This is a genomic window from Plantibacter sp. CFBP 13570 (assembly GCF_014841395.1).
In the GTDB taxonomy this organism is placed as follows: Bacteria; Actinomycetota; Actinomycetes; order Actinomycetales; family Microbacteriaceae; genus Plantibacter; species Plantibacter auratus.
In genome coordinates this window covers 1-18,299 of sequence record NZ_JACYTW010000067.1, presented here as the reverse complement: position 1 = coordinate 18,299, position 18,299 = coordinate 1, and the positions used below count along the sequence as shown (strand labels likewise).

Annotated in this window: 13 protein-coding genes and 1 pseudogene; 7 read left to right on the top strand and 7 right to left on the bottom strand. The window is 70.3% G+C overall.

Translation table 11 applies throughout. The features are described from left to right. Window positions 1-84 precede the first annotated feature (84 nt). Window positions 85-1,326, bottom strand: coding sequence for a multidrug effflux MFS transporter (locus IFT89_RS17080; protein ID WP_205858686.1), 1,242 nt, complete (start codon window positions 1,324-1,326; stop codon window positions 85-87). A gap of 332 nt (window positions 1,327-1,658) precedes the next feature. Here IFT89_RS17080 and IFT89_RS17075 point away from each other — a divergent pair, with 332 nt between their 5' ends. Beyond that, on the top strand, window positions 1,659-3,548 hold the full coding sequence (locus tag IFT89_RS17075; protein ID WP_202939552.1) for an HSP90 family protein: 1,890 nt from the start codon (window positions 1,659-1,661) through the stop codon (window positions 3,546-3,548). Beyond that, complete coding sequence (locus IFT89_RS17070) at window positions 3,545-6,427, top strand: hypothetical protein (RefSeq protein ID WP_202939551.1); 2,883 nt, start codon at window positions 3,545-3,547, stop codon at window positions 6,425-6,427. The genes IFT89_RS17075 and IFT89_RS17070 overlap by 4 nt, the downstream gene beginning before the upstream one ends. A 55-nt stretch (window positions 6,428-6,482) precedes the next feature. On the opposite strand, the gene IFT89_RS17065 is transcribed toward IFT89_RS17070, so the two are convergent. Beyond that, window positions 6,483-7,463, bottom strand: coding sequence for a cyclase family protein (locus IFT89_RS17065; protein ID WP_192019490.1), 981 nt, complete (start codon window positions 7,461-7,463; stop codon window positions 6,483-6,485). A gap of 225 nt (window positions 7,464-7,688) precedes the next feature. Between IFT89_RS17065 and IFT89_RS17060 the strand changes: the two genes are divergently transcribed. From IFT89_RS17060 to IFT89_RS17040, 5 genes are read left to right on the top strand one after another with little or no spacing between them, the layout of a single operon-like run. Next, window positions 7,689-9,041: an extracellular solute-binding protein gene (locus IFT89_RS17060; RefSeq protein ID WP_194645185.1), complete on the top strand. Its 1,353-nt coding sequence runs from the start codon at window positions 7,689-7,691 to the stop codon at window positions 9,039-9,041. Further along, a complete protein-coding gene (locus IFT89_RS17055) occupies window positions 9,038-9,949 on the top strand; it encodes a carbohydrate ABC transporter permease (protein WP_202939550.1) in 912 nt (303 codons plus the stop codon). Before IFT89_RS17060 ends, IFT89_RS17055 begins: the two co-directional genes overlap by 4 nt. Then, window positions 9,946-10,824, top strand: coding sequence for a carbohydrate ABC transporter permease (locus IFT89_RS17050; protein WP_202939549.1), 879 nt, complete (start codon window positions 9,946-9,948; stop codon window positions 10,822-10,824). The genes IFT89_RS17055 and IFT89_RS17050 overlap by 4 nt, the downstream gene beginning before the upstream one ends. Continuing rightward, the gene (locus IFT89_RS17045) at window positions 10,821-12,137 is read left to right on the top strand and encodes an alpha-L-fucosidase (protein ID WP_307783535.1); all 1,317 of its coding nucleotides are present in this window, start codon (window positions 10,821-10,823) and stop codon (window positions 12,135-12,137) included. Before IFT89_RS17050 ends, IFT89_RS17045 begins: the two co-directional genes overlap by 4 nt. A gap of 37 nt (window positions 12,138-12,174) precedes the next feature. Next, entirely contained in the window at window positions 12,175-13,266 is a 1,092-nt protein-coding gene (locus IFT89_RS17040; protein WP_202939547.1) for a hypothetical protein, read from the top strand. A 30-nt stretch (window positions 13,267-13,296) separates the two neighbouring features. Here the strand turns inward: IFT89_RS17040 and IFT89_RS17035 are convergent, their stop codons facing one another. From IFT89_RS17035 to IFT89_RS17015, 5 genes and pseudogenes are all read right to left on the bottom strand, one after another. After that, window positions 13,297-13,617: a hypothetical protein gene (locus IFT89_RS17035; protein ID WP_202939546.1), complete on the bottom strand. Its 321-nt coding sequence runs from the start codon at window positions 13,615-13,617 to the stop codon at window positions 13,297-13,299. A gap of 150 nt (window positions 13,618-13,767) precedes the next feature. Beyond that, entirely contained in the window at window positions 13,768-15,285 is a 1,518-nt protein-coding gene (gene araA / locus IFT89_RS17030; RefSeq protein ID WP_137243847.1) for an L-arabinose isomerase, read from the bottom strand. A 151-nt stretch (window positions 15,286-15,436) separates the two neighbouring features. After that, complete coding sequence (locus tag IFT89_RS17025) at window positions 15,437-16,144, bottom strand: L-ribulose-5-phosphate 4-epimerase (RefSeq protein ID WP_202939545.1); 708 nt, start codon at window positions 16,142-16,144, stop codon at window positions 15,437-15,439. Continuing rightward, window positions 16,141-17,838, bottom strand: a complete 1,698-nt coding sequence (gene araB / locus IFT89_RS17020) for a ribulokinase (RefSeq protein ID WP_370581971.1) — start codon at window positions 17,836-17,838, stop codon at window positions 16,141-16,143. The genes IFT89_RS17025 and araB overlap by 4 nt, the downstream gene beginning before the upstream one ends. 233 nt (window positions 17,839-18,071) lie before the next feature. Next, a pseudogene (locus IFT89_RS17015) lies at window positions 18,072-18,299 on the bottom strand (hypothetical protein); the annotation flags it as partial.

Here is an 18,299-nt window from a genome sequence, read left to right as displayed (position 1 = left end):
GCCCGCGCTCACGTCAGCGCACCGCGCTGGCGCACCGCGCTGGCGCACCGCGCTGGCGCACCGCGCTGGCGCGAGCCCACCAGGTCAGCCGGCGAGGGCCGGGACCTTCTTCGGTTGCACGATGAACCAGAGCGCACACACCGACACGACCGAGGTCGCGGCCATCACCGCACCCATGGGGATCGCGGTACCGATCCCGAGCACGCCGACGATCGGCGAGATGAGTCCCGCGAGCCCGAAGTTGAGCGCCCCGAGGAGCGACGCCGCCGTCCCGGCCTCGTGGCCGTGGTTCGCGAGTGCGAGCACCTGCACCGCCGGGAAGCCGAAGCCGCACGACAGGATGAAGAAGAACAGCGGCACCAGCACACCGAACAGCCCGACGTCGGCCATCGTCAGCGCGACGATCGTGACCGCGGAGATGAGCTGCACGATCGTCGTGCAGGCGAGGATCCACTGCGGCCCATACCAGCGCATGAGGCGCGACGAGATCTGCACGCCGGCGACGATGCCGAGCGAGTTCACCGCGAACAGGAGGCCGTACTCCTGTGCGTCGAAGTCGTAGACCTCCTGGAAGAGGAACGACGAGCTCGAGAGGTAGGCGAACAGGCCGGAGAAGCTCATGCCACCGATGAGGGCGACACCGACGAACACGCGGTCGCTGAACACCGAGCGGTAGCGGTCGCGGACGGTGCTGTGTCCGGCGTCGCGACGCCGCGCAGGCGGCAGGGTCTCGACGATCCAGAGCGACACCGCGATGACGACGAACAGCCCGTAGGCGGCGAGGAACACGAAGAGGCCGCGCCAGTCGAGGACGAGGAGGAGCTGCGACCCGATGACGGGGGCGGCGATCGGCGCGAGCCCGTTCACGAGCGCGAGTCGCGACAGCATCCGCACGAGCGGTTTCCCGCCGAAGAGGTCGCGGACCATCGCCATCGCGACGACACCACCGGCCGCCGCGCCAGCACCCTGCAGCACGCGGAACACCATGAGCCACCCGATGTCGGGCGCGAACGCGGCGCCGACCGAGGCCAGGATGTGGATGCTCGTCGCGAGGATGAGCGGGAGACGCCTGCCGACCTTGTCACTCCAGGGCCCCATGAAGAGCTGGCCCACTGCGAAGCCGATCGTGGTCCCGGTGAGGGTGAGCTGGATGAGGCTGACCGGGACGTCGAGGTCCTGTTCGAGGATCGGGAACGCCGGCAGGTAGAGGTCGATGGTGAACGGCCCGAGCGCGGTGAGCGCGCCGAGCACGAGGATGTAGACGAGGCGCTGCCTGCCCGAGAGCGAGTCCCCGGGGTGGACGACGGTGATTCCTGCGGTGTGCACTGGTGAACGGATTCCTAGCGAGGTGCGGGGGGGGATGGGAGGGGTGGTCCGAATCGATGTCGAATCGATTCGAGAAGCGGCGTCAAGGCTAGCAGCCGGGGACGCGTTTTCGCGACACCCCCGGACGACCGATCGGCGTCGACCTCGCTCCACAGGCCCTGGGGAGCGCGGTCGTCTCGACGACTCCCAGGCGACCGCCCAGCATCCGTTTCACGACGTTCGCTAGGCTGATCCGGCTGCAGACGAACCGGTCGCGGTCCGCCTGCCTGGAGCCCGATCCACCCTGCATGTACCCCCGATGCAGGCCCCGTAGCCGCCGACGGAAGAGAGCCATGCCAGACCACTCCCGAGCCCCGCTGCCGTTCCAGGTCGACCTCCGCGGAGTCGTCGACCTGCTCAGCCGCCACATCTACTCGGGACCGCGCGTCTACCTCCGTGAGCTCCTGCAGAACGGACGCGACGCCGTCGCAGCCCGTCGCGCAGACGACCCGACGGCTCCTCCCGGCAGACTCCTCATCACCCCGCACGTGCCACCGTCCGGCTCGGAGGCGGGTTCGCCGTTCCGATTCCGCGACGACGGTGTCGGGCTCACCCGCGACGAAGCCGCCGAGCTGCTGGCGACGGTCGGCCGCAGCTCCAAGCGCGGCGACCTCGACGAACTCCAGCGCGGCGACTACCTCGGCCGGTTCGGCATCGGTCTGCTGAGCTGCTTCATGGTCGCCGACACCATCACCGTCCGCAGCCGATCGGCTCGTGGCGGTCCGGCCATCGAGTGGATCGGCGACGCCGACGGCACGTTCACGATCCGCGAACTCGACGACGCCACGACCGCCGCCATGCCGATCGGCTCGGAGGTCGTCCTCGACCCGCGCATCGACGGTCCACTGCACGACGGCAGTCTGCTCGGGCACGGCACGGTGCTCGGCCTCGCCACCACCTTCGGACGGTTCCTCGACCTCGACGTCGAGGTGGTCGATCCCTCCGCACCCGACCACCCGGTGCGCATCAACGTCGACCCGGTGTTCCGGACGGCTGAGGCGACCACTCGCGAGGCACTCCTGGCGTTCGGGGAGGACCTCCTCGGGACGCGCCCGTTCGACGCCGTCGAGATCGTGGTGCCAGGCACCGGCACCCGCGGCACCGCCTTCGTCCTCCCCTCGCCGCCTCCGCCGGGCGCCCGGCAGGCGAGCCGGGTCTACCTCGGCGGCATGCTGCTGAGCGAACAGATCGACGACCTGCTGCCCGAGTGGGCGTTCTTCGTCCGCTGCATCGTCGACACGACGGGGCTCCGTCCGACGGCGTCGCGCGAGCAGCTCGTGCAGGACGACGCATTGGAGTTCACCCGCGAGGCCATCGGAGCAACCCTGCGACGGTGGATCCTCGACCTCGCCCGCCAGCGGCCGCACCGACTCCAGGAGTTCATCGGCGTCCACCAGCTCGGCATCAAGGCGATCGCCGCTCACGACGACGACCTCGCGAGCGCCGTCGTCCGGTGGCTCCCGATCGAGACCTCCGCCGGCACGATGACCATCGACGAACATCTGTCGCAGACCGGCATCATCCGGTACACGGCATCCCGCGACGAGTTCCGTCAGATCGCCGCGGTCGTCGATCCGGCCTCACCGATCGTCAACGGCGGGTACGTGTACGACCAGGAGATCCTGGAGCGGCTGCCCCACCTGATCGACGGCGTTCGGGTCGAACGGGTGACCGTCGCCGACGAGCTCGACAACCTCGAGCCGCCGCACCTGGACGACCTCGCCGCGACGACGGCACTCGAGGACCGCGCCAGCCGTGTGCTCGCTGAGGTCGAGTGCCGGGTCTCGGTGCGCCGGTACCGGCCGGACGACCTCGCCGCGCTGTACGTCGCCGACCCGTCCGTGCTCCGACGGCTCGAGCGGCATCGGGCCGCCTCGGTCGCGCCGGGTATCTGGTCGCAGGTCGTCGGGGCCGTCGACTCCTTCCTCGCCGACGCCGGCCCGGGAGGCGCTGAGGCCGACACCGCAGCCCGGCTCTGCCTCAACTGGAACGCGGCGCTCGTCCGCCGCTTGGCGACCCTCGACGACGACCTCGTGTTCGAGCGCAGCATCCAACTGCTCTACGTCCAGGCGCTCCTCGCCGGGCACCGCCCCCTCGAAGCACGCGACCGCCGCATGCTCGACGCAGCCATGACCGACCTGATCGGCCTCAGTGTCGGTCTCGACGACAAGGAACTCCGATGACCGACACCACCGCCACCCCTGTGAACGACATCGACCCCGACGCGAGCGTCCAGGACCTCCTCGAGGAGGCCGACACCCTGCCGTGTGGTCCCGCCGAGCGCGCCCTGCTCGACGAGGCACTCCGGCGGGCTGAGGCCGCCGGCGACGAGGAGGCCGCGTACGCGACCCGCATGCGGTTGACCCAGTCGGCGCACATGACGGGCGACACCGACGCCATGTTCAGCTCCTTCGGCTGGTGCGTCGGCAAGCACGACGCCGACCCGGAGCGCTTCCCGATCACGGTCGGCGGCTGCGACCTGCTGTTCCAGTACAAGTGGATGGCCGGCCGCCTCTCGACGAACCCGACCTTCTCGCTCGCGCAGATCGAGGCCATGCACGAGGACATGCGGGCGAGGTACGCGGCAGCGGGTGCCACCATGAGTGGCGTGGTGCAGTCGCAGTTCCACATCGCGACGGTGACCGGCCGCCTCGACGAGGCAGCGGTGTTCCTGGAACGCCGCTCGACCATCGAGGACGACCGCTACAGCCACTGCGAGGCGTGCGTGCGCAACGAGGACGCCTGGTTCCACCAGCTCCGCGGGCACGACGACGACGCGATCCGCATCTACGACGAGATGTTCGAGAACCGCATGAGCTGTGGCGAGGAGCCGGAGACGAGCGAGGCACAGGCGCTCCTCCCCTACCTCCGCGCCGGCCGGTTCGACGACGCCAAGGCGGCGCACCAGCGCAGCTACCGGGTCGCCCGTTCCAACGCCGACGGATTCGGCATCATCGCCGACCACCTCGTGTTCTGCGCCGTCACGGGCAACGAGGCGCGCGGCCTCGCGATGCTCGAGCGCCACCTGCCGGCCCTCGTCAACGACCCCATCAACCTGTCCGGGCACGCCGACGGGCTCATCGCGGTCGGCGTCCTGCTGGATGCCGTCGCCCGAGCCGGTCACGGTGATCTGCCCGTCCGCGGTGCCGACGCCCCGGACCTCGCTCGGTACCTCGGCACCGAGTCGACCGACGCCGCCGACTGGACCGTCACCGCGGTAGCGGCACGCGCCTGGGCAGCCGCCGAGCACCTGACCCGTGCCTTCGACGAACGCAACGGCAACGGCTTCCGCACCGAGCGACTCGAGGCCGCGCGGGCACTCGCGACGGAGCACTGGGACCTCCCACTGTCGGTCGAGGGGTTCGCAGCCCCGGTCGCCGAGCCGGAACCGGCGACCACGGCCGCCGAGTGGCGTGAACGGACCTCCGCGCTCCTGCAGAGCGCCGACCCACGCGGTGCGATCGTCGCCGCCGAGCAGGGCCTCGCGCTCCTCGCGGACGACGCGGATCCCGATGAGAACCTCCGCGCCGGGCTCCTCGGCGCGATCGCGCAGGCAGCGGTCATCGAGGGTGACGACGACCGCGCGGGGGCGGCCTGGGCCGATCGCGACACCGCGCTCCGTGCAGCAGGACGCATCGCCGTCGCCGACGTCGAGGCCCGCTTCGGCGTGGCCCTCCTCGGCACGGCGACCGAGGACCGGCTCACCCTCCTGCTCGCCGAGCTCGACGACGCCCGTCTCGTCCCCGTCGACGCGGACCGGCTCATCCACACGCTCGTCGTCACCGCACGCCATGCGTTCGAGCTGGCGGGAGCGCAGACCGAGCAGGAGTCCGCGGAACGGTTCATGGGGATCGCCGACCGGCTCGCCGGTGAGGCCGTGCTCGCCGCCGCGATCGACGACCCGGGCGAGGCAGGCCCGCCGGCCCGTCTCCTGCACGCGCACCTCTTCGCCGTGACCGGCCGGATCGAGGAGGCGGCAGAGCTTCTCGACCCGCTCCTCGAGCCCGGGCAGCGGGCGTCGGTCCGACTCCCGGCACTGACGCTCCGCACCCGCATGCTCGGCGGGGCCGGGGCCTTCGCCGAGGGGGTCGCGCTCGCCGACGAACTCGTCGCCCTCCAGACCGTCCTCGGCAACCGACTCGGCATCATCCAGGCGTGCTCCCTCTCGGCAGCCCTCCTGAGCGACGCCGACCGTGATCGCGAGGCCGCGGCCCGCATGCAGCTCGCGATCACCCACGCGAAGCGGGCGGAGTACGCCGACCTCGACTCGCTCACGCTCCAACTCGCGCGGTACCTCCAGTTCGCGGGCGATGCCGCCACGGCGCTCGAGCACTACGACGAGGTCTACCAGGCGAAGCGCGAGCACGCCGCGCCGGGCGAGCTCGCGGACCTGCTCGCCAACATGGGCGAGGCCGCGCGCATGATCGGCGAACACGGCATGGCGTACGGCGTGTGGCGCGCTGCGCTCGACGACGCCGCATCGGTCGGGAACGACCAGGTGGTCATCCGCACCGGCTTCGGGTTGAGCACGCTCCTCGTCCAGTTCGAGGACGACGACGCGATCGAGGTCATCGACCAGGCACTCGCCGCCGCTCGTCGTCTGGGCGACCCGCAGCTCCTCGTCCAGGCACTCCAGCGTGCGGCGAGCGCACGGGCGGCCTTCGGCGACGACACCGGGCTGCCGCTCTACTCGGAGGCTCGCGACATCGCCTCGGCGCACGAGGCGGCGTGGCTCGTGGCCGACATCACCGATTCGGAGGCCCGCTCGCTCGGTGCACTCGGACGCGCCGACGACGCGACGGCGACCGCTCGGCTCGCCGCCGCGGGGTTCGTGGCCGCCGGCGACGAGAACGGCGCGGCGGTGGCCGAGGTGTTCGCGGCGAGGTCCCGGGTCGCCGTCGACGACCACGCCGGTTCCGTCGACCTGTTCCGTTCGGCTCGCGGACGCCTCCCTGCCGGCTCGTCCGACTGGACGACGGTCACGGCCGAGCTCGCGGACGCGCACGAGCGCTTGGAGCAGCACACCGATGCGGCACTGCTCCGGGCCGAGATCGAGGAGTGATCGGGACCGTCCTCAGCGCGCCCACGGCACCGCGAGGACGGCCTTCGGACCGCGCCTAGGGCAGTCGCGCGAAGGCACGGACGGGGAAGGTCGCGAAGTCCTCGACGAGTGGCGGCGTCGCGGTGAAGGCGGCGCCGCTCGCGGGGAGCTGCTCGAGGCCGGTGAGGTGCTCGACCACCTGGATCCCGGCTTCGAGGAGCAGCGAGTGGGCCGGACGCGCGCCACCGGATCCCGGCTCGGTGTCGTCGATGTTGATGGAGTCGATGCCGACCAGCACCACGCCCTGCTCGACGAGGTACCGCACCCCGTCCTCGGCGAGGTAGGGAGCGTCCTTCGTGTAGGCCTCGGTCGCGAAGTGGCGGTCCCACCCGGTGTGCAGGAGGACGGCGGTCCCGCGCAGGTCGCGCTCGAGGAAGACGTTCGCGCCGATACCGCGTTCCGCCGAGTCCTGGAGGTGGAACACCTCGGCCGGGAGGTCGACGAGCTGCTCGAGCGTCAGGCTCGCGAGGTCGCCGCCGCCGGCGTAGCGGTGGTACGGGCTGTCGAGGTAGGTGCCGGTGTTGCCGACCATCTCGATGATGTCCATCGCGAACTCGGTGCCCTCGGCGTACTTCGGGCGAGAGTCCTCACGGGTGAGGAACGGACGGATCACGGGTTCCGGCAATCCCGGGTAGGTGCGGAGGCCGGCACGGATCGGGTGGCTGAGTTCGACGAGCGCGCCCTCCGGACGGGGGCGCACGGCGTCCGCCTGCGCTGCGGTGTCCGGGATCTCGAGCCCGGCTGCCGCTGCCGCCGCCAGGATCCCGCGGGAGCCCTTGTGCTGCTCGCGCACGATCTCGAGCTTGGTGATGCGGATCTCGCCGACCATCGCGAGACCGAGGTGCGTGACGAGCAGCCGACCGACCTCCTGCTGCTGCGCCTTCCCCTTCGCCTGCGCGATGGCGGGCGGCAGGTCGAGACGGAAGTCCTCGACGGCGAGACCGCCGCCGTTCAGGAAGCTGACGGTGGCATCGAGGACGGCGCGTTGTTCGGTCATGCCCTCATTCTGACGGGTGCCGCGAACCCTGCCGAGGGATTCCCGGCCATGGGCCACCGATATCCGGCCATGACCGTGGGGTTCCGTCGATTGGACGGCTGAGCGCACTCCACAAGCAGCCCTCATGAGGCTTTTGTACACAGGGCTTGCATATCACATACCTCATGCCTATCCTCGATATGCAAGGACGGCTGACGAACCCGTCCGCGGACGAGGAGAGCCCCCATGAAGCACCAACGAACCCTGTCGATCGCCGCTGCAGCCGCCACGCTGGCCGTGCTCTCCGCGTGCACGGGCGACGCCGGGGGCGAGCGCGTCGGTCGCTGCGCGATCGCAGACGAGTTCGCCGCTGGCACGCCGGTCGACGCGACGCCGTCCGGTGAGATCACCTTCCAGACCACCGCGCTGAAGGCCTCGTTCTCCGAGTACTTCACCGAACTCATCGAGGAGTTCGAGGCCACCTACCCCGGCACGACCGTCACCTGGGAGGACGACCCTGGCGACGGCAGCTTCGCCACCCGGCTCGTCGCGGACGCGCAGGCGTGCTCGCTGGCAGACGTCGTGAACATGCCGCTCGCCACCGCCGGCGGGCTCCGCGAACAGGGCTTCCTCGCCGACCTCGACGCCGCGTCACCGGGCATCGGCGACGACTTCATCCCGAGCCTGTGGGACAGCCTGGTCCTCCCGGGCGACGACCACCACTACGTGCTCCCCTGGTACTGGGGCCTCATCGGCCTCCAGACGTACAACACCGAGCTCATGCAGCGCGCCGGACTCGACCCGGAGCAGCCGCCGACCACCTTCGAGGAACTCTTCGACGCGGCCGATCAGGTCGCCGAACGGTCGAACGGCGAGTTCAGTGCCTTCTCCGCGAGTCTCGGTCTGCGACTCCCGCTCGAGTGGCAGCTGCAGGAGGCCGAGGTCATCGCCGACGACGGTTCGGCGTTCGTCTTCGCCGACGATCCGGCCGTGCAGGAGTGGACCGAGCGCATGACGCGACTCGCGCTGGCCGGCGGCATCCCGAAGGACTCGATCGCGTCCGACGACGAGCCCACCGCCCTGTTCACCCAGGGCGCGACCGTCTGGGGCTCACCGAACGCCTCCTCGCTCCGGTACGTGCAGGAGGGCAACCCGGGCGTCTACGAGCACGTGGGCGTCTCGTCCCTCCTCGACCGCCGCGGCACGGCGATCGCCGAAGTGCAGACCATCGGTGTCCCGAGCACGAGCACCAACCCGGCCACCGCCATCGCCTTCGCGCGATTCCTCCTCGACGCCGAGCAGCAGAACCGCTTCATCAGCGACCCACGCATCCAGAACTTCCCGAGCACCACCGAGTCGCTCGGCATCCCGAAGCTCACGGACATCACCGGTACCGCCCCCATCGACGAGGCGAACCGTCTCGCCGTCGACCTCGCCGACGAAGCGGAGATCGTCACCATCGTGCAGTGGAGCGACGCAGTGGCGAACGCGGTCAACGCCGAGCTCCAGCTGGCGCTCACCGGGAAGAAGGCGCCGCGTGAGGCACTCCAGGCCGCGCAGGACGCGGCCAACCGGGTCATCGGAGCAGACGCTCGATGACGACCGCGATCCACCTCAACGGGGCGGCGCGTTATCGACCGCTCTGGGTGCCGTTGCTGTGGTGCGCACCCGCGCTGCTCATGATCACGATCTGGAGCGTCGGGCCCTTCGTCGGGACCATCGCACTGTCGTTCACCGACACGTCCCCGCTCGGCATGGGTGGAGCGTTCGTCGGCCTCGACAACTACCGCTCGATCCTGCAGGATCCCGCGTTCTGGTCCGCGACCGGCAACAGTGTGCTGTACGCGATCATCGCCGTCCCCCTGCTGATCGTCCTCCCGCTGCTGCTCGCGCAGCTCGTCCACACCCGGCTCCCCGGGATGGGGTTCTTCCGCTCCGCCTACGCCGCTCCGATCGTGGCGTCCGTCGTCGCGGTCGGGCTGGTCTGGCAGAACCTCCTCGGTGAACAGGGGCCCGTGAACACGGCGCTCCAGCGGGTCGGTCTCATCCAGCAGGCGGTGCCGTTCCTCTCCGAGGGGTCGCTCATCCTGCTCAGCGCCATCGCCCTCACGGTGTGGCGTGGGCTCGGGTGGTACCTGATCTTCTACCTGGCTGCGCTCTCCAACATCCCCCGTGAGCTGTACGAGGCGGCCGAGCTCGACGGCGCCGGCCCGACGCGACGGTTCCTCACCATCACGGTGCCGGGCACCCGCCTCACGATGCTCCTCGTCGGGCTCCTCGCCGGCATCGGGTCGCTCCGCGTGTTCAGCGAGGTCTACCTGCTCGGCGGCGCCACCGGTGGTCCGGGAGGCGAGGCGCGGACACTCCCGTTCTTCATCCGCGACGCAGCGCTCGACCCCATCACCGGCAACGCGGGCTACGGTGCGGCCGCGAGCGTGGCGCTCTTCGCACTCACCGCCGTGTTCGCCGTGCTGGCGCAGCGCTTCGGCGGGGAGAAGGACGCATGAGCGCGCACATCCAGCAGCCGCCCGCACGACCGCTCCTGCGGCGTCGGCGTCGGCGCTGGTCGAAGACGACACCGGTGCGGTACGCGCTCCTGCTCCTCGTGCTCGTCATCTCCATCGGCCCCCTGCTGTGGCAGTTCCTGTCGTCACTCAAGGGCTCAGGCGAAGCACTGTTCGGACGCGACGCCACCCTGTTCCCGCAGTCGCCGACGCTCGACGCCTACGTCACGATCTTCCGGCAGATCCCGATGGACGCGTACCTGACGAACAGCGCGATCGTCTGCGCGCTCACCATCGCCTCCCAGGTGGTGCTGCCGACCGCAGCCGGCTACATGCTCTCCCGACGCGGCTGGCGCGGGCGGCGGGTCACCTTCACCGTCCTGATCGTGTCGATGGTCGTGCCGTTCGAGTCGATCATGGTGTCGCTCTTCCTCATGACCCAGGAGCTCGGCCTGCTCGACACCCTCGTCGGCGCGTGGCTCCCCGGTGCGGTCTCCGCGATGAACGTCCTCATCATGAGGGCCGCGTTCACGGCGGTGCCCGACGAGATCGAAGACGCCGCGTTCCTCGACGGAGCCTCGGAGTGGCAGCGGTTCACCGCCCTGTTCCTGCCGTCGTCCATCGGCGCGATGCTGGTCGTCGTCGTCAACTCGTTCATCACCGCGTGGGACGACTTCCTCTGGCCGCTCCTCGTCCTGCGGAGCGAGTCGTCGTTCACCGTCTCGCTCGGACTCGCACGACTTTCGGCGTCGTCGTTCGGGTTCGACCCCAGGGTCGTGATGGCCGGATCCATCATCGCCGTCGTCCCCGTCCTCGTGGTGTTCATCGTGCTGCAACGATGGTTCCACCGAGGCGTCGCAGCAGGAGGAGTCAAGTGAGTCAACAGCCGCACCACCACGCGCACCGTCCCGTCCCGACCGAGGGCCAGTTGCGTTGGCAACAGGACGGCTTCGGCGTGTTCTTCCACTTCGGGGTCAACACCTTCGCCGGCAAGGAATGGAGCGACGGCACCCTGCCCGCCTCGAGCTTCGATCCGAGCGACCTCGATGTGCGGCAGTGGGTGCGCGTCGCGGCCTCGATCGGCGCCGGATACGTCATCCTCACCGCGAAGCATCACGACGGGTTCTGTCTCTGGCCGACCACGACGACCGACTACAGCGTCGCATCCTCACCGTGGCGGGACGGCCACGGCGACATCGTGGCTGAGCTCGCAGCAGCCTGTCGCGAAGCGGGTCTCGGACTGGGGCTGTACCTCTCGCCGTGGGATCGCCACGCTCCCGAGTACGCCGACGAGGCGCGCTACGCCGAGGTGTACGCCCGACAGCTCACCGAACTGTGCACGAACTACGGCGAGCTCGTCGAGCTGTGGTTCGACGGCGCCGGGTCCGAGGGGTACACCTACGACTGGCCCGGCATCTCCGCGATCATCGAACGGCTCCAGCCGCAGGCCATGGTGTTCAACATGGGCGCCCCGACGATCCGCTGGGTGGGTAACGAGAACGGTCTCGCCGAAGACCCGGTGCGGTACGTCGTCGACCACACCGACTTCAGCAACTACACCGTCGTCACCAGCCGGTTCGAGGAGGCCCTCTACCTGCCGCCCGAGTGCGACGTCTCGATCCGCCGCGGCTGGTTCTGGCACCCGGACGACGAGCCGAAGTCGGTCGAGCATCTGCTCGCGATCTACTACCGGTCCATCGGACTCGGCGCGAACCTCCTCCTCAACCTCCCACCCGACACCCGCGGGCTCCTCCCCGATGCCGACGTGGAACGCGTGACCGCCTGGGCCGCGGAGCGCGACCGACGCTTCGCGCGACCGATCCCGGGAACGCTGACCACCGACGGGTCGACGGTCACCGTCACGTTCGCGGAACCGGTCACCGTCGATCACCTCCGGCTGCACGAGGACCTCACCGCCGGACAGCTCATCGACCGCCACGAGGTCCGCACACCGGACGGCCGCACGCTCGTCGAAGCCGGTTCCGTCGGCGTCTCGAGGGTGCACGTGTTCGAACCGGTCACGACCGATCGGCTGACGATCGCGCTCGTCCCCGACGTCGCCGATGAGGCGGGCCGCTCTGAGGAAGCGCCGGTACCGACACTCCTCGCGGTCACCGCGTTCCACGCCGGCACGAGCACCGTCCCCGAGCTGCCGGTCGGGTACGAGGCCCCGACGGACGCCCCCGACTGAGCGGGCCGCGCCTCGACGCGGAACTAGGCTGGAGGGCGTGCAGGCGCTTCCCGAACCACTCGACACGAGTGCGCTCACCCGGCCGCTTCCCCGACACGAGGTTCAAGAGCAGTGGCGAGCCTTCGTCAGGGAGGACCCCGGCGCCCGCGATCGCATCGGGCGAGTCCGACGGCTCACCACCACCCTCGGCGCGATCGGAGGACTGTTCGGCATCTTCTTCTTCGGCCTGGTCGGCCTGCTCGCCTACGCTCAAGGCGGCAGGAACGCGGGAGGGATCGCCTTCGGCATGGGCACGCTCGTGGTGGTCATGATCCTCCTCGCCGTGATCCTCGTCCGCATGACGATCAGGGTCTGGTCGCGGAGGACCATGCGACGCACACACCTCCGCCTCGCCACCTTCGCCGAGGCCAACGGGTTCGACTACCGCGTCGGTCCCATCGCCCTCCAGCGCGACATGCCCTGGCGGAGCCGCGGGTCGGTGAACCTCCATCGAGTCCTCCGGAGCCGGGAGCCGCGTGGCATCGAGATCGCCAACTACGAGGTCATGGGCAACCGCAAGAACCTCGCGGCCCCCTTCGGCGGCTACTGCGCGCTCCGGATGCCCGTCGCCCTCCCCCACATCCTGCTCCGCGCCCAGGACGGCCGCCGCCGAGGCATGACTGGCGCCGGCGCCCCGGCCGATACGCAGCAGCTCAGCCTCGAGGGCGGCTTCGACCGACACTTCCACCTCTACTGCCCGGTCGGCTACGAGGCCGATGCCCTCTACCTGTTCACGCCCGACGTGATGGCGCGACTGCTCGACCACGTGCGCGGCTTCGACGTGGAGATCGTCGACGACTGGCTCCTGCTCGTGACCAGCGACGACCTCGTCACGACGAAGGTCGACGATTGGCAGGACATCGCCGCCGCTGTCGACGCCGTGGACGACCGCGTCGAACGCTGGGCCCGGTGGCGGGAGACCCGAGGTGACCGGCGAAGCGCCAAAGCGGACGAGTCGGCCTCGACCGCTGCGGCCGGCCGCGTCAGCACCCGTGGTCGGCGACTCAGGGTCCGGATGAGCGTCGACGACATCCTCATGTGGAGCGCGCTCGGGCTGTTCGTCGTCGGCACGATCATCGGGCTCCGGTAGCGCGCCCGAACGCGCCCGAACCGACCCGGGTCAGTCGCCGTACTCGTCGAGGAAGGTGTCCGACTCGGCATCGAGCGCACATCCCTCGGCGGCGGCCTCGGCCGGAGTGCGGTCGCCGGCATCGATGATGCTGCTCGCCCGCTCCGCGATGCACCGTTCCATCGCCCGCTCGGCGGCCGCGGGGTCGGCGGCGGCGAACCCGCCGGTCGCTGCGACGATCGCGAGGACCGCTCCGACACCGGCGACGAGGACGGTCCCACCGATCGCGAGCTTCCATCCGAGCCTCGTCGGCTCGGCCGTCCCCTCCTCGCCCGGCTCCTGCTGCTCCGTCTGCGTGAACACGTCCGTCATCGGTCGACCCCCGTCGTTCAGCGCGCCACCCCCGGCGCGTCGCCCCAGGCTAGCAAGCGCCGACGTCGCACAGCACGATCGACGACACCACGACGCAAGACGGCCTCCCGCTGGTGGGCAGGAGGCCGTCTCGGTCGGATCGTCCCGGGGCTAGAACCCCTGGGCGAGGCGGTAGTACGCGTTGTTCCAGCGCACCTCGCGCTGGAAGTCGCGCGTGGTGGTCGACTCGTCGATCACGAGGAGCTCGGTCTTGGCGATCTCCGCGAAGTCGGCGAACACCTCGACCCCGACCGCGGTCGACATGACGGTGTGGTGCGCGGCGCCGGCGGTGAGCCAGGCGGCGGCCGAGGTCGCGAAGTCCGGAGCCGGCTTCCACACGGCGCGCCCGACGGGCAGCTTCGGCAGGGCCTCGATGGGCTGGACGACCTCGACGACGTTCGCCGTCAGCCGGAAGCGGTCGCGCATGTCGCTCATCGCGACGACCACGGCGGGGCCGGAGTCGGCCGTGAAGACGAGGCGCACCGGGTCCTCCTTGCCGCCGATGCCGAGCGGGTGCACCTCGAGGGTGGCACGAGCCGAGGAGAGCGTCGGGCTGACCTCGAGCATGTGCGCACCGAGGATGAGCTCGTTGCCGGGCTCCATGTGGTACGTGTAGTCCTCCATGAGCGAGGCGCCACCGGGGAGGCCGGCACCCATGACGGACGCGGCGCGCACGAGGACGGCGGTCTTCCAGTCGCCCTCCGCACCGAAGCCGTAGCCGTCGGCCATGAGGCGCTGGACGGCGAGGCCCGGCAGCTGACGCAGCTCGCCGAGGTCCTCGAAGCTCGTCGTGAACGCGGCGAAGTCGCCGGCCTCGAGGAAGGAGCGCAGGCCCAGCTCGATCGCGGCGCCGTAGCGGAGCGACGCGTGCCGCTCGCCACCCTTCCGCAGCTCGGGGACGACGTCGTACAGCTCCTCGTACTCGGCGACGAGGGCGTCGATGTCAGCGTCCGTCGACGCGTGCACGGCCTCGGCCAGCTCGTTGACGCTCCACGTGTTGACCTGCACACCGAAGCGCAGCTCGGCCTCGGTCTTGTCACCTTCGGTGACGGCGACGTAACGCATGTTGTCGCCGAAGCGTGCGAGCTTGAGTTCGTGCGTGGCCGCCCAACCCGCGGCGGCGCGCTGCCAGGTGCCGACCTCACGCTGGACGCGCGGGTCGGAGACGTGGCCGACGACCGTCTTGCGGGCGACGCCCAGACGCGTCTGGATGTACCCGAACTCGCGGTCGCCGTGCGCGGCCTGGTTGAGGTTCATGAAGTCGAAGTCGATCTCCGACCACGGCAGCTCGACGTTCGCCTGCGTGTGGAGGTGGAGCAGCGGCTTCTGCAGCGCGTCGAGGCCGGCGATCCACATCTTGGCCGGGCTGAAGGTGTGCATCCAGGTGACGAGACCGATGACGCTGTCGTCGGCGTTCGCGTCGAGCATGGCCCGACGGATCGACTCGGAGTCCTTGAGGACGGGCTTCCACTCGATCCGCACGGGGACGTCGGCGGCAGCGCCGAGCTCGGCGGCGATGGCCTGGGACTGCTCGGCGACCTGACGGAGGGTCTCCTCGCCGTACAGGTTCTGGCTGCCGGTGAGGAACCAGACGGTGTAGTGGTCGAGCGTGGTGGTGGGCTTCGGCATTGGTAGGTTCTTTCTTGAGGTCGTTTCGATCCCTGAGCCTGTCGAAGGGCGGGACCGTGGTGGGGTGGCCCTTCGACAAGCTCAGAGACCGGGAGGGTGTCAGGGACCGGGAGGGTGTCAGGGACCGGGATCGGACCGGAGGTCGTTCTGGTTAGAGCGCGCCCTGCGGCGCCTGGCCGTAGACGTTCTGGTAGCGGTCGAACAGGGCGTCGATCGCCTCGGTCGGAATGGGCTTCGGCTCGCCGAGCTGACGCGAGATGTGCACGGTGCGGGCGACGTCCTCGACCATGACCGCGGCCTTCACGGCGTCGCGGGCGTCCTTCCCGATCGTGAACGGACCGTGGTTCTGCATGAGTACGGCGCGCGACCGGTGACCGGTCAGCGTCTCGACGATGCCGCGTCCGATCGAGTCGTCACCGATGATCGAGAACGGACCGACCGGGACCTCCCCGCCGAACTCGTCCGCCATCGCCGTGATGACGCACGGGATGGGCTCGGCGCGTGCCGCCCAGGCCACCGCGTAGGTGGAGTGGGTGTGCACGACGCCGCCGACCTCGGGCATATGCCGGTAGACGTATGCGTGCGCCGCGGTGTCGCTCGACGGCGACCGCTCAGCACCGGGCGTGCCCGGGATGACGTTGCCGTCGAGGTCGCAGAGGATCATGTTCTCGGGTGCGAGGTCGTCGTAGTCGACGCCGGAGGGCTTGATGACGAAGAGGTCGGCTCCCGGCACCCGGCCGGAGACGTTGCCGCCGGTCCAGATGACGAGCCCGTACCGGACGAGTTCGCCGTGCAGCTTGGCGACGTCGGACCGGACGCGTGCGATCGCGACCTCGATCTCGGGTGAGTAGGTGTTCACGCGGTTGCTCCTTCGAGGGCGGTGGTCTCCGTGTCGGTCGGCAGGCTGTCGACGCCGCCACCGAGGGCGGCTCGGCGGATGCGCTTCAGGCGCTTCATGACGTCGTTGGCACCACGACCGAAGTAGTCGTGCAGCGTCGCGTACTCCGCGTAGAGCAGGTCGTACGCGTCGGCCGCGGCCTCGTTCGGCGTGTAGACGGCGCGGTTCACCTTGCCCATGGCGGCGCTGGCGGCCGGGACGTCCGGGTAGGCCCCGGCGGCGACGGCCGCGTGGATGGCCGAGCCGAGCGCGGGCCCCTGGTCGCTCGCCGTGATGGAGATCGGCAGGCGGAGGATGTCGGAGTACGTCTGCATGAGGAAGGGGTTCCGCTGCAGACCGCCGGCGACGATGAACTCGGTGACGGGGACGCCCGAGGCGTTGAACGTCTCGACGATCTTCCTGGTGCCGAAGGCGGTCGCCTCGAACAGCGCGCGGTAGACCTCCTCGGTGCGGGTGGTGAGCGTCAGGCCGAGGACGGTGCCGGAGAGCTCGTGGTCGACGAGGACCGAGCGGTTGCCCGAGTGCCAGTCGAGGGCGACGAGCCCGTGCGCGCCGACGGGCTGGTCCTGGATGAGCGAGGTGAGGTACTCGTGGATGCTGACACCACGCGCCGCAGCCTCTTCGGTGTACCGGGCGGGGACCTGGTTCGCGACGTACCAGGCGAAGATGTCGCCGACGCCCGACTGCCCGGCCTCGTAGCCGTAGAGGCCGGCGATGATGCCGCCGTCGACGACGCCGCACATGCCGGGGACCTCGCGGAGGACGTCGCCGTTCATGACGTGGCAGGTGGAGGTGCCCATGATCGCGACCATCTGGCCGGGCGAGACGGCCTGCGCCGCGGGTGCTGCGACGTGCGCGTCGACGTTCCCGACCGCGACCGCGATGCCCTCGCGGAGACCGGTCCACCCAGCGGCTTCGGCCGACAGGGTGCCGGCGGCGGCGCCCAGTTCTCCGATCTCGTGTGCGACCTTGTCGTCGGCGAAGCGCTCGAAGGCGGGGTTGAGCGCGGCGAGGAACTCGTGGCTCGGGTAGGCGCCGTCCTGGTAGATGCCCTTGTAGCCGGCGGTGCAGGCGTTGCGGACGTAGGTGCCGGTCAGCTGCCAGATGATCCAGTCTGCCGCCTCGACCCAGTGGTCCATGCGCTCGTACAGTTCGGGGTCCTCCTCGAGGAGCTGGAGGCCCTTGGCGAACTCCCACTCGCTCGAGATGAGGCCGCCGTAGCGCGGCAGCCAGGACTCGCCCCGCTCGGCGGCGAGCTCGTTGATGCGGTCTGCCTGCGGCTGCGCGGAGTGGTGCTTCCACAGCTTCACGTAGGCGTGCGGGCGGTCGGCGTACTCGGGCAGCTCGTTGAGCGGTGTCCCGTCGGCGATGACGGGGACCATCGTGCAGGCGGTGAAGTCGGTGCCGATGCCGATGACGGCGGCGGGGTCGATCCCGGCGGCCTCGACGGCGCGCGGCACAGCGGACTGCATGACGGCGACGTAGTCGGCCGGCACCTGCAGCGCCCAGTCGGGCGGCAGCGCGGCGCCGGTCGAGGCGAGCTCACGGTCCATGACGGCGTGCGGGTAGTCGAGCACCGCCGACCCGAGTTCGGCACCGTCGGACACTCGCACGACGACGGCTCGGCCGGACAGCGTGCCGAAGTCGACGCCGATCGTATAGGTCTCGGCGTGCGTGGCTGTCGCCTGCTCGGGGGCGCTGGCGGCCGGGTTCTGCTCGGTGTTCACCGGTGGGACTCCTTCGTCGATCTGGTGCTCGGTTGATTCGCGATGCTGTGGTGCAAGCGGGTGGGGGCGGCTGCTCGGCCGGGTGGATCAGGGCTGGGCCGCGCTCCAGTGTACAACGTTGTATATTGCCGTGGCCATGGACAGGACGATGCGATCGCGACTCATGCGAGACCGCCCATCGCCTCGATGACGGCGCGTGCGTCGAGCGGCTCGGAATCCGGCGCGTCAGCAGCGCCGACGGTCCCCACGATCCGGCCCGCGCGGACGGCGACGACCCGGTCGCAGACGGCCGCGAGCGCCGCCGGGTCCTCGCTCGAGACGACGACCGCCCGGCCGGACGCCGCGAGCGAACGGATCAGTGCGCACCGCTCAGCCCGCCGACGTCCGTC

Excerpts from the sequence above, each read along its gene's own strand:
- IFT89_RS17060 (WP_194645185.1), top strand. The coding sequence starts at position 7,689 with ATGAAGCACCAACGAACCCTGTCGATCGCCGCTGCAGCCGCCACGCTG.
- IFT89_RS17075 (WP_202939552.1), top strand. The coding sequence starts at position 1,659 with ATGCCAGACCACTCCCGAGCCCCGCTGCCGTTCCAGGTCGACCTCCGC.
- IFT89_RS17070 (WP_202939551.1), top strand. The coding sequence starts at position 3,545 with ATGACCGACACCACCGCCACCCCTGTGAACGACATCGACCCCGACGCG.
- IFT89_RS17055 (WP_202939550.1), top strand. The coding sequence starts at position 9,038 with ATGACGACCGCGATCCACCTCAACGGGGCGGCGCGTTATCGACCGCTC.
- IFT89_RS17035 (WP_202939546.1), bottom strand. The coding sequence starts at position 13,617 with ATGACGGACGTGTTCACGCAGACGGAGCAGCAGGAGCCGGGCGAGGAG.
- IFT89_RS17050 (WP_202939549.1), top strand. The coding sequence starts at position 9,946 with ATGAGCGCGCACATCCAGCAGCCGCCCGCACGACCGCTCCTGCGGCGT.
- araA (WP_137243847.1), bottom strand. The coding sequence starts at position 15,285 with ATGCCGAAGCCCACCACCACGCTCGACCACTACACCGTCTGGTTCCTC.
- IFT89_RS17065 (WP_192019490.1), bottom strand. The coding sequence starts at position 7,463 with ATGACCGAACAACGCGCCGTCCTCGATGCCACCGTCAGCTTCCTGAAC.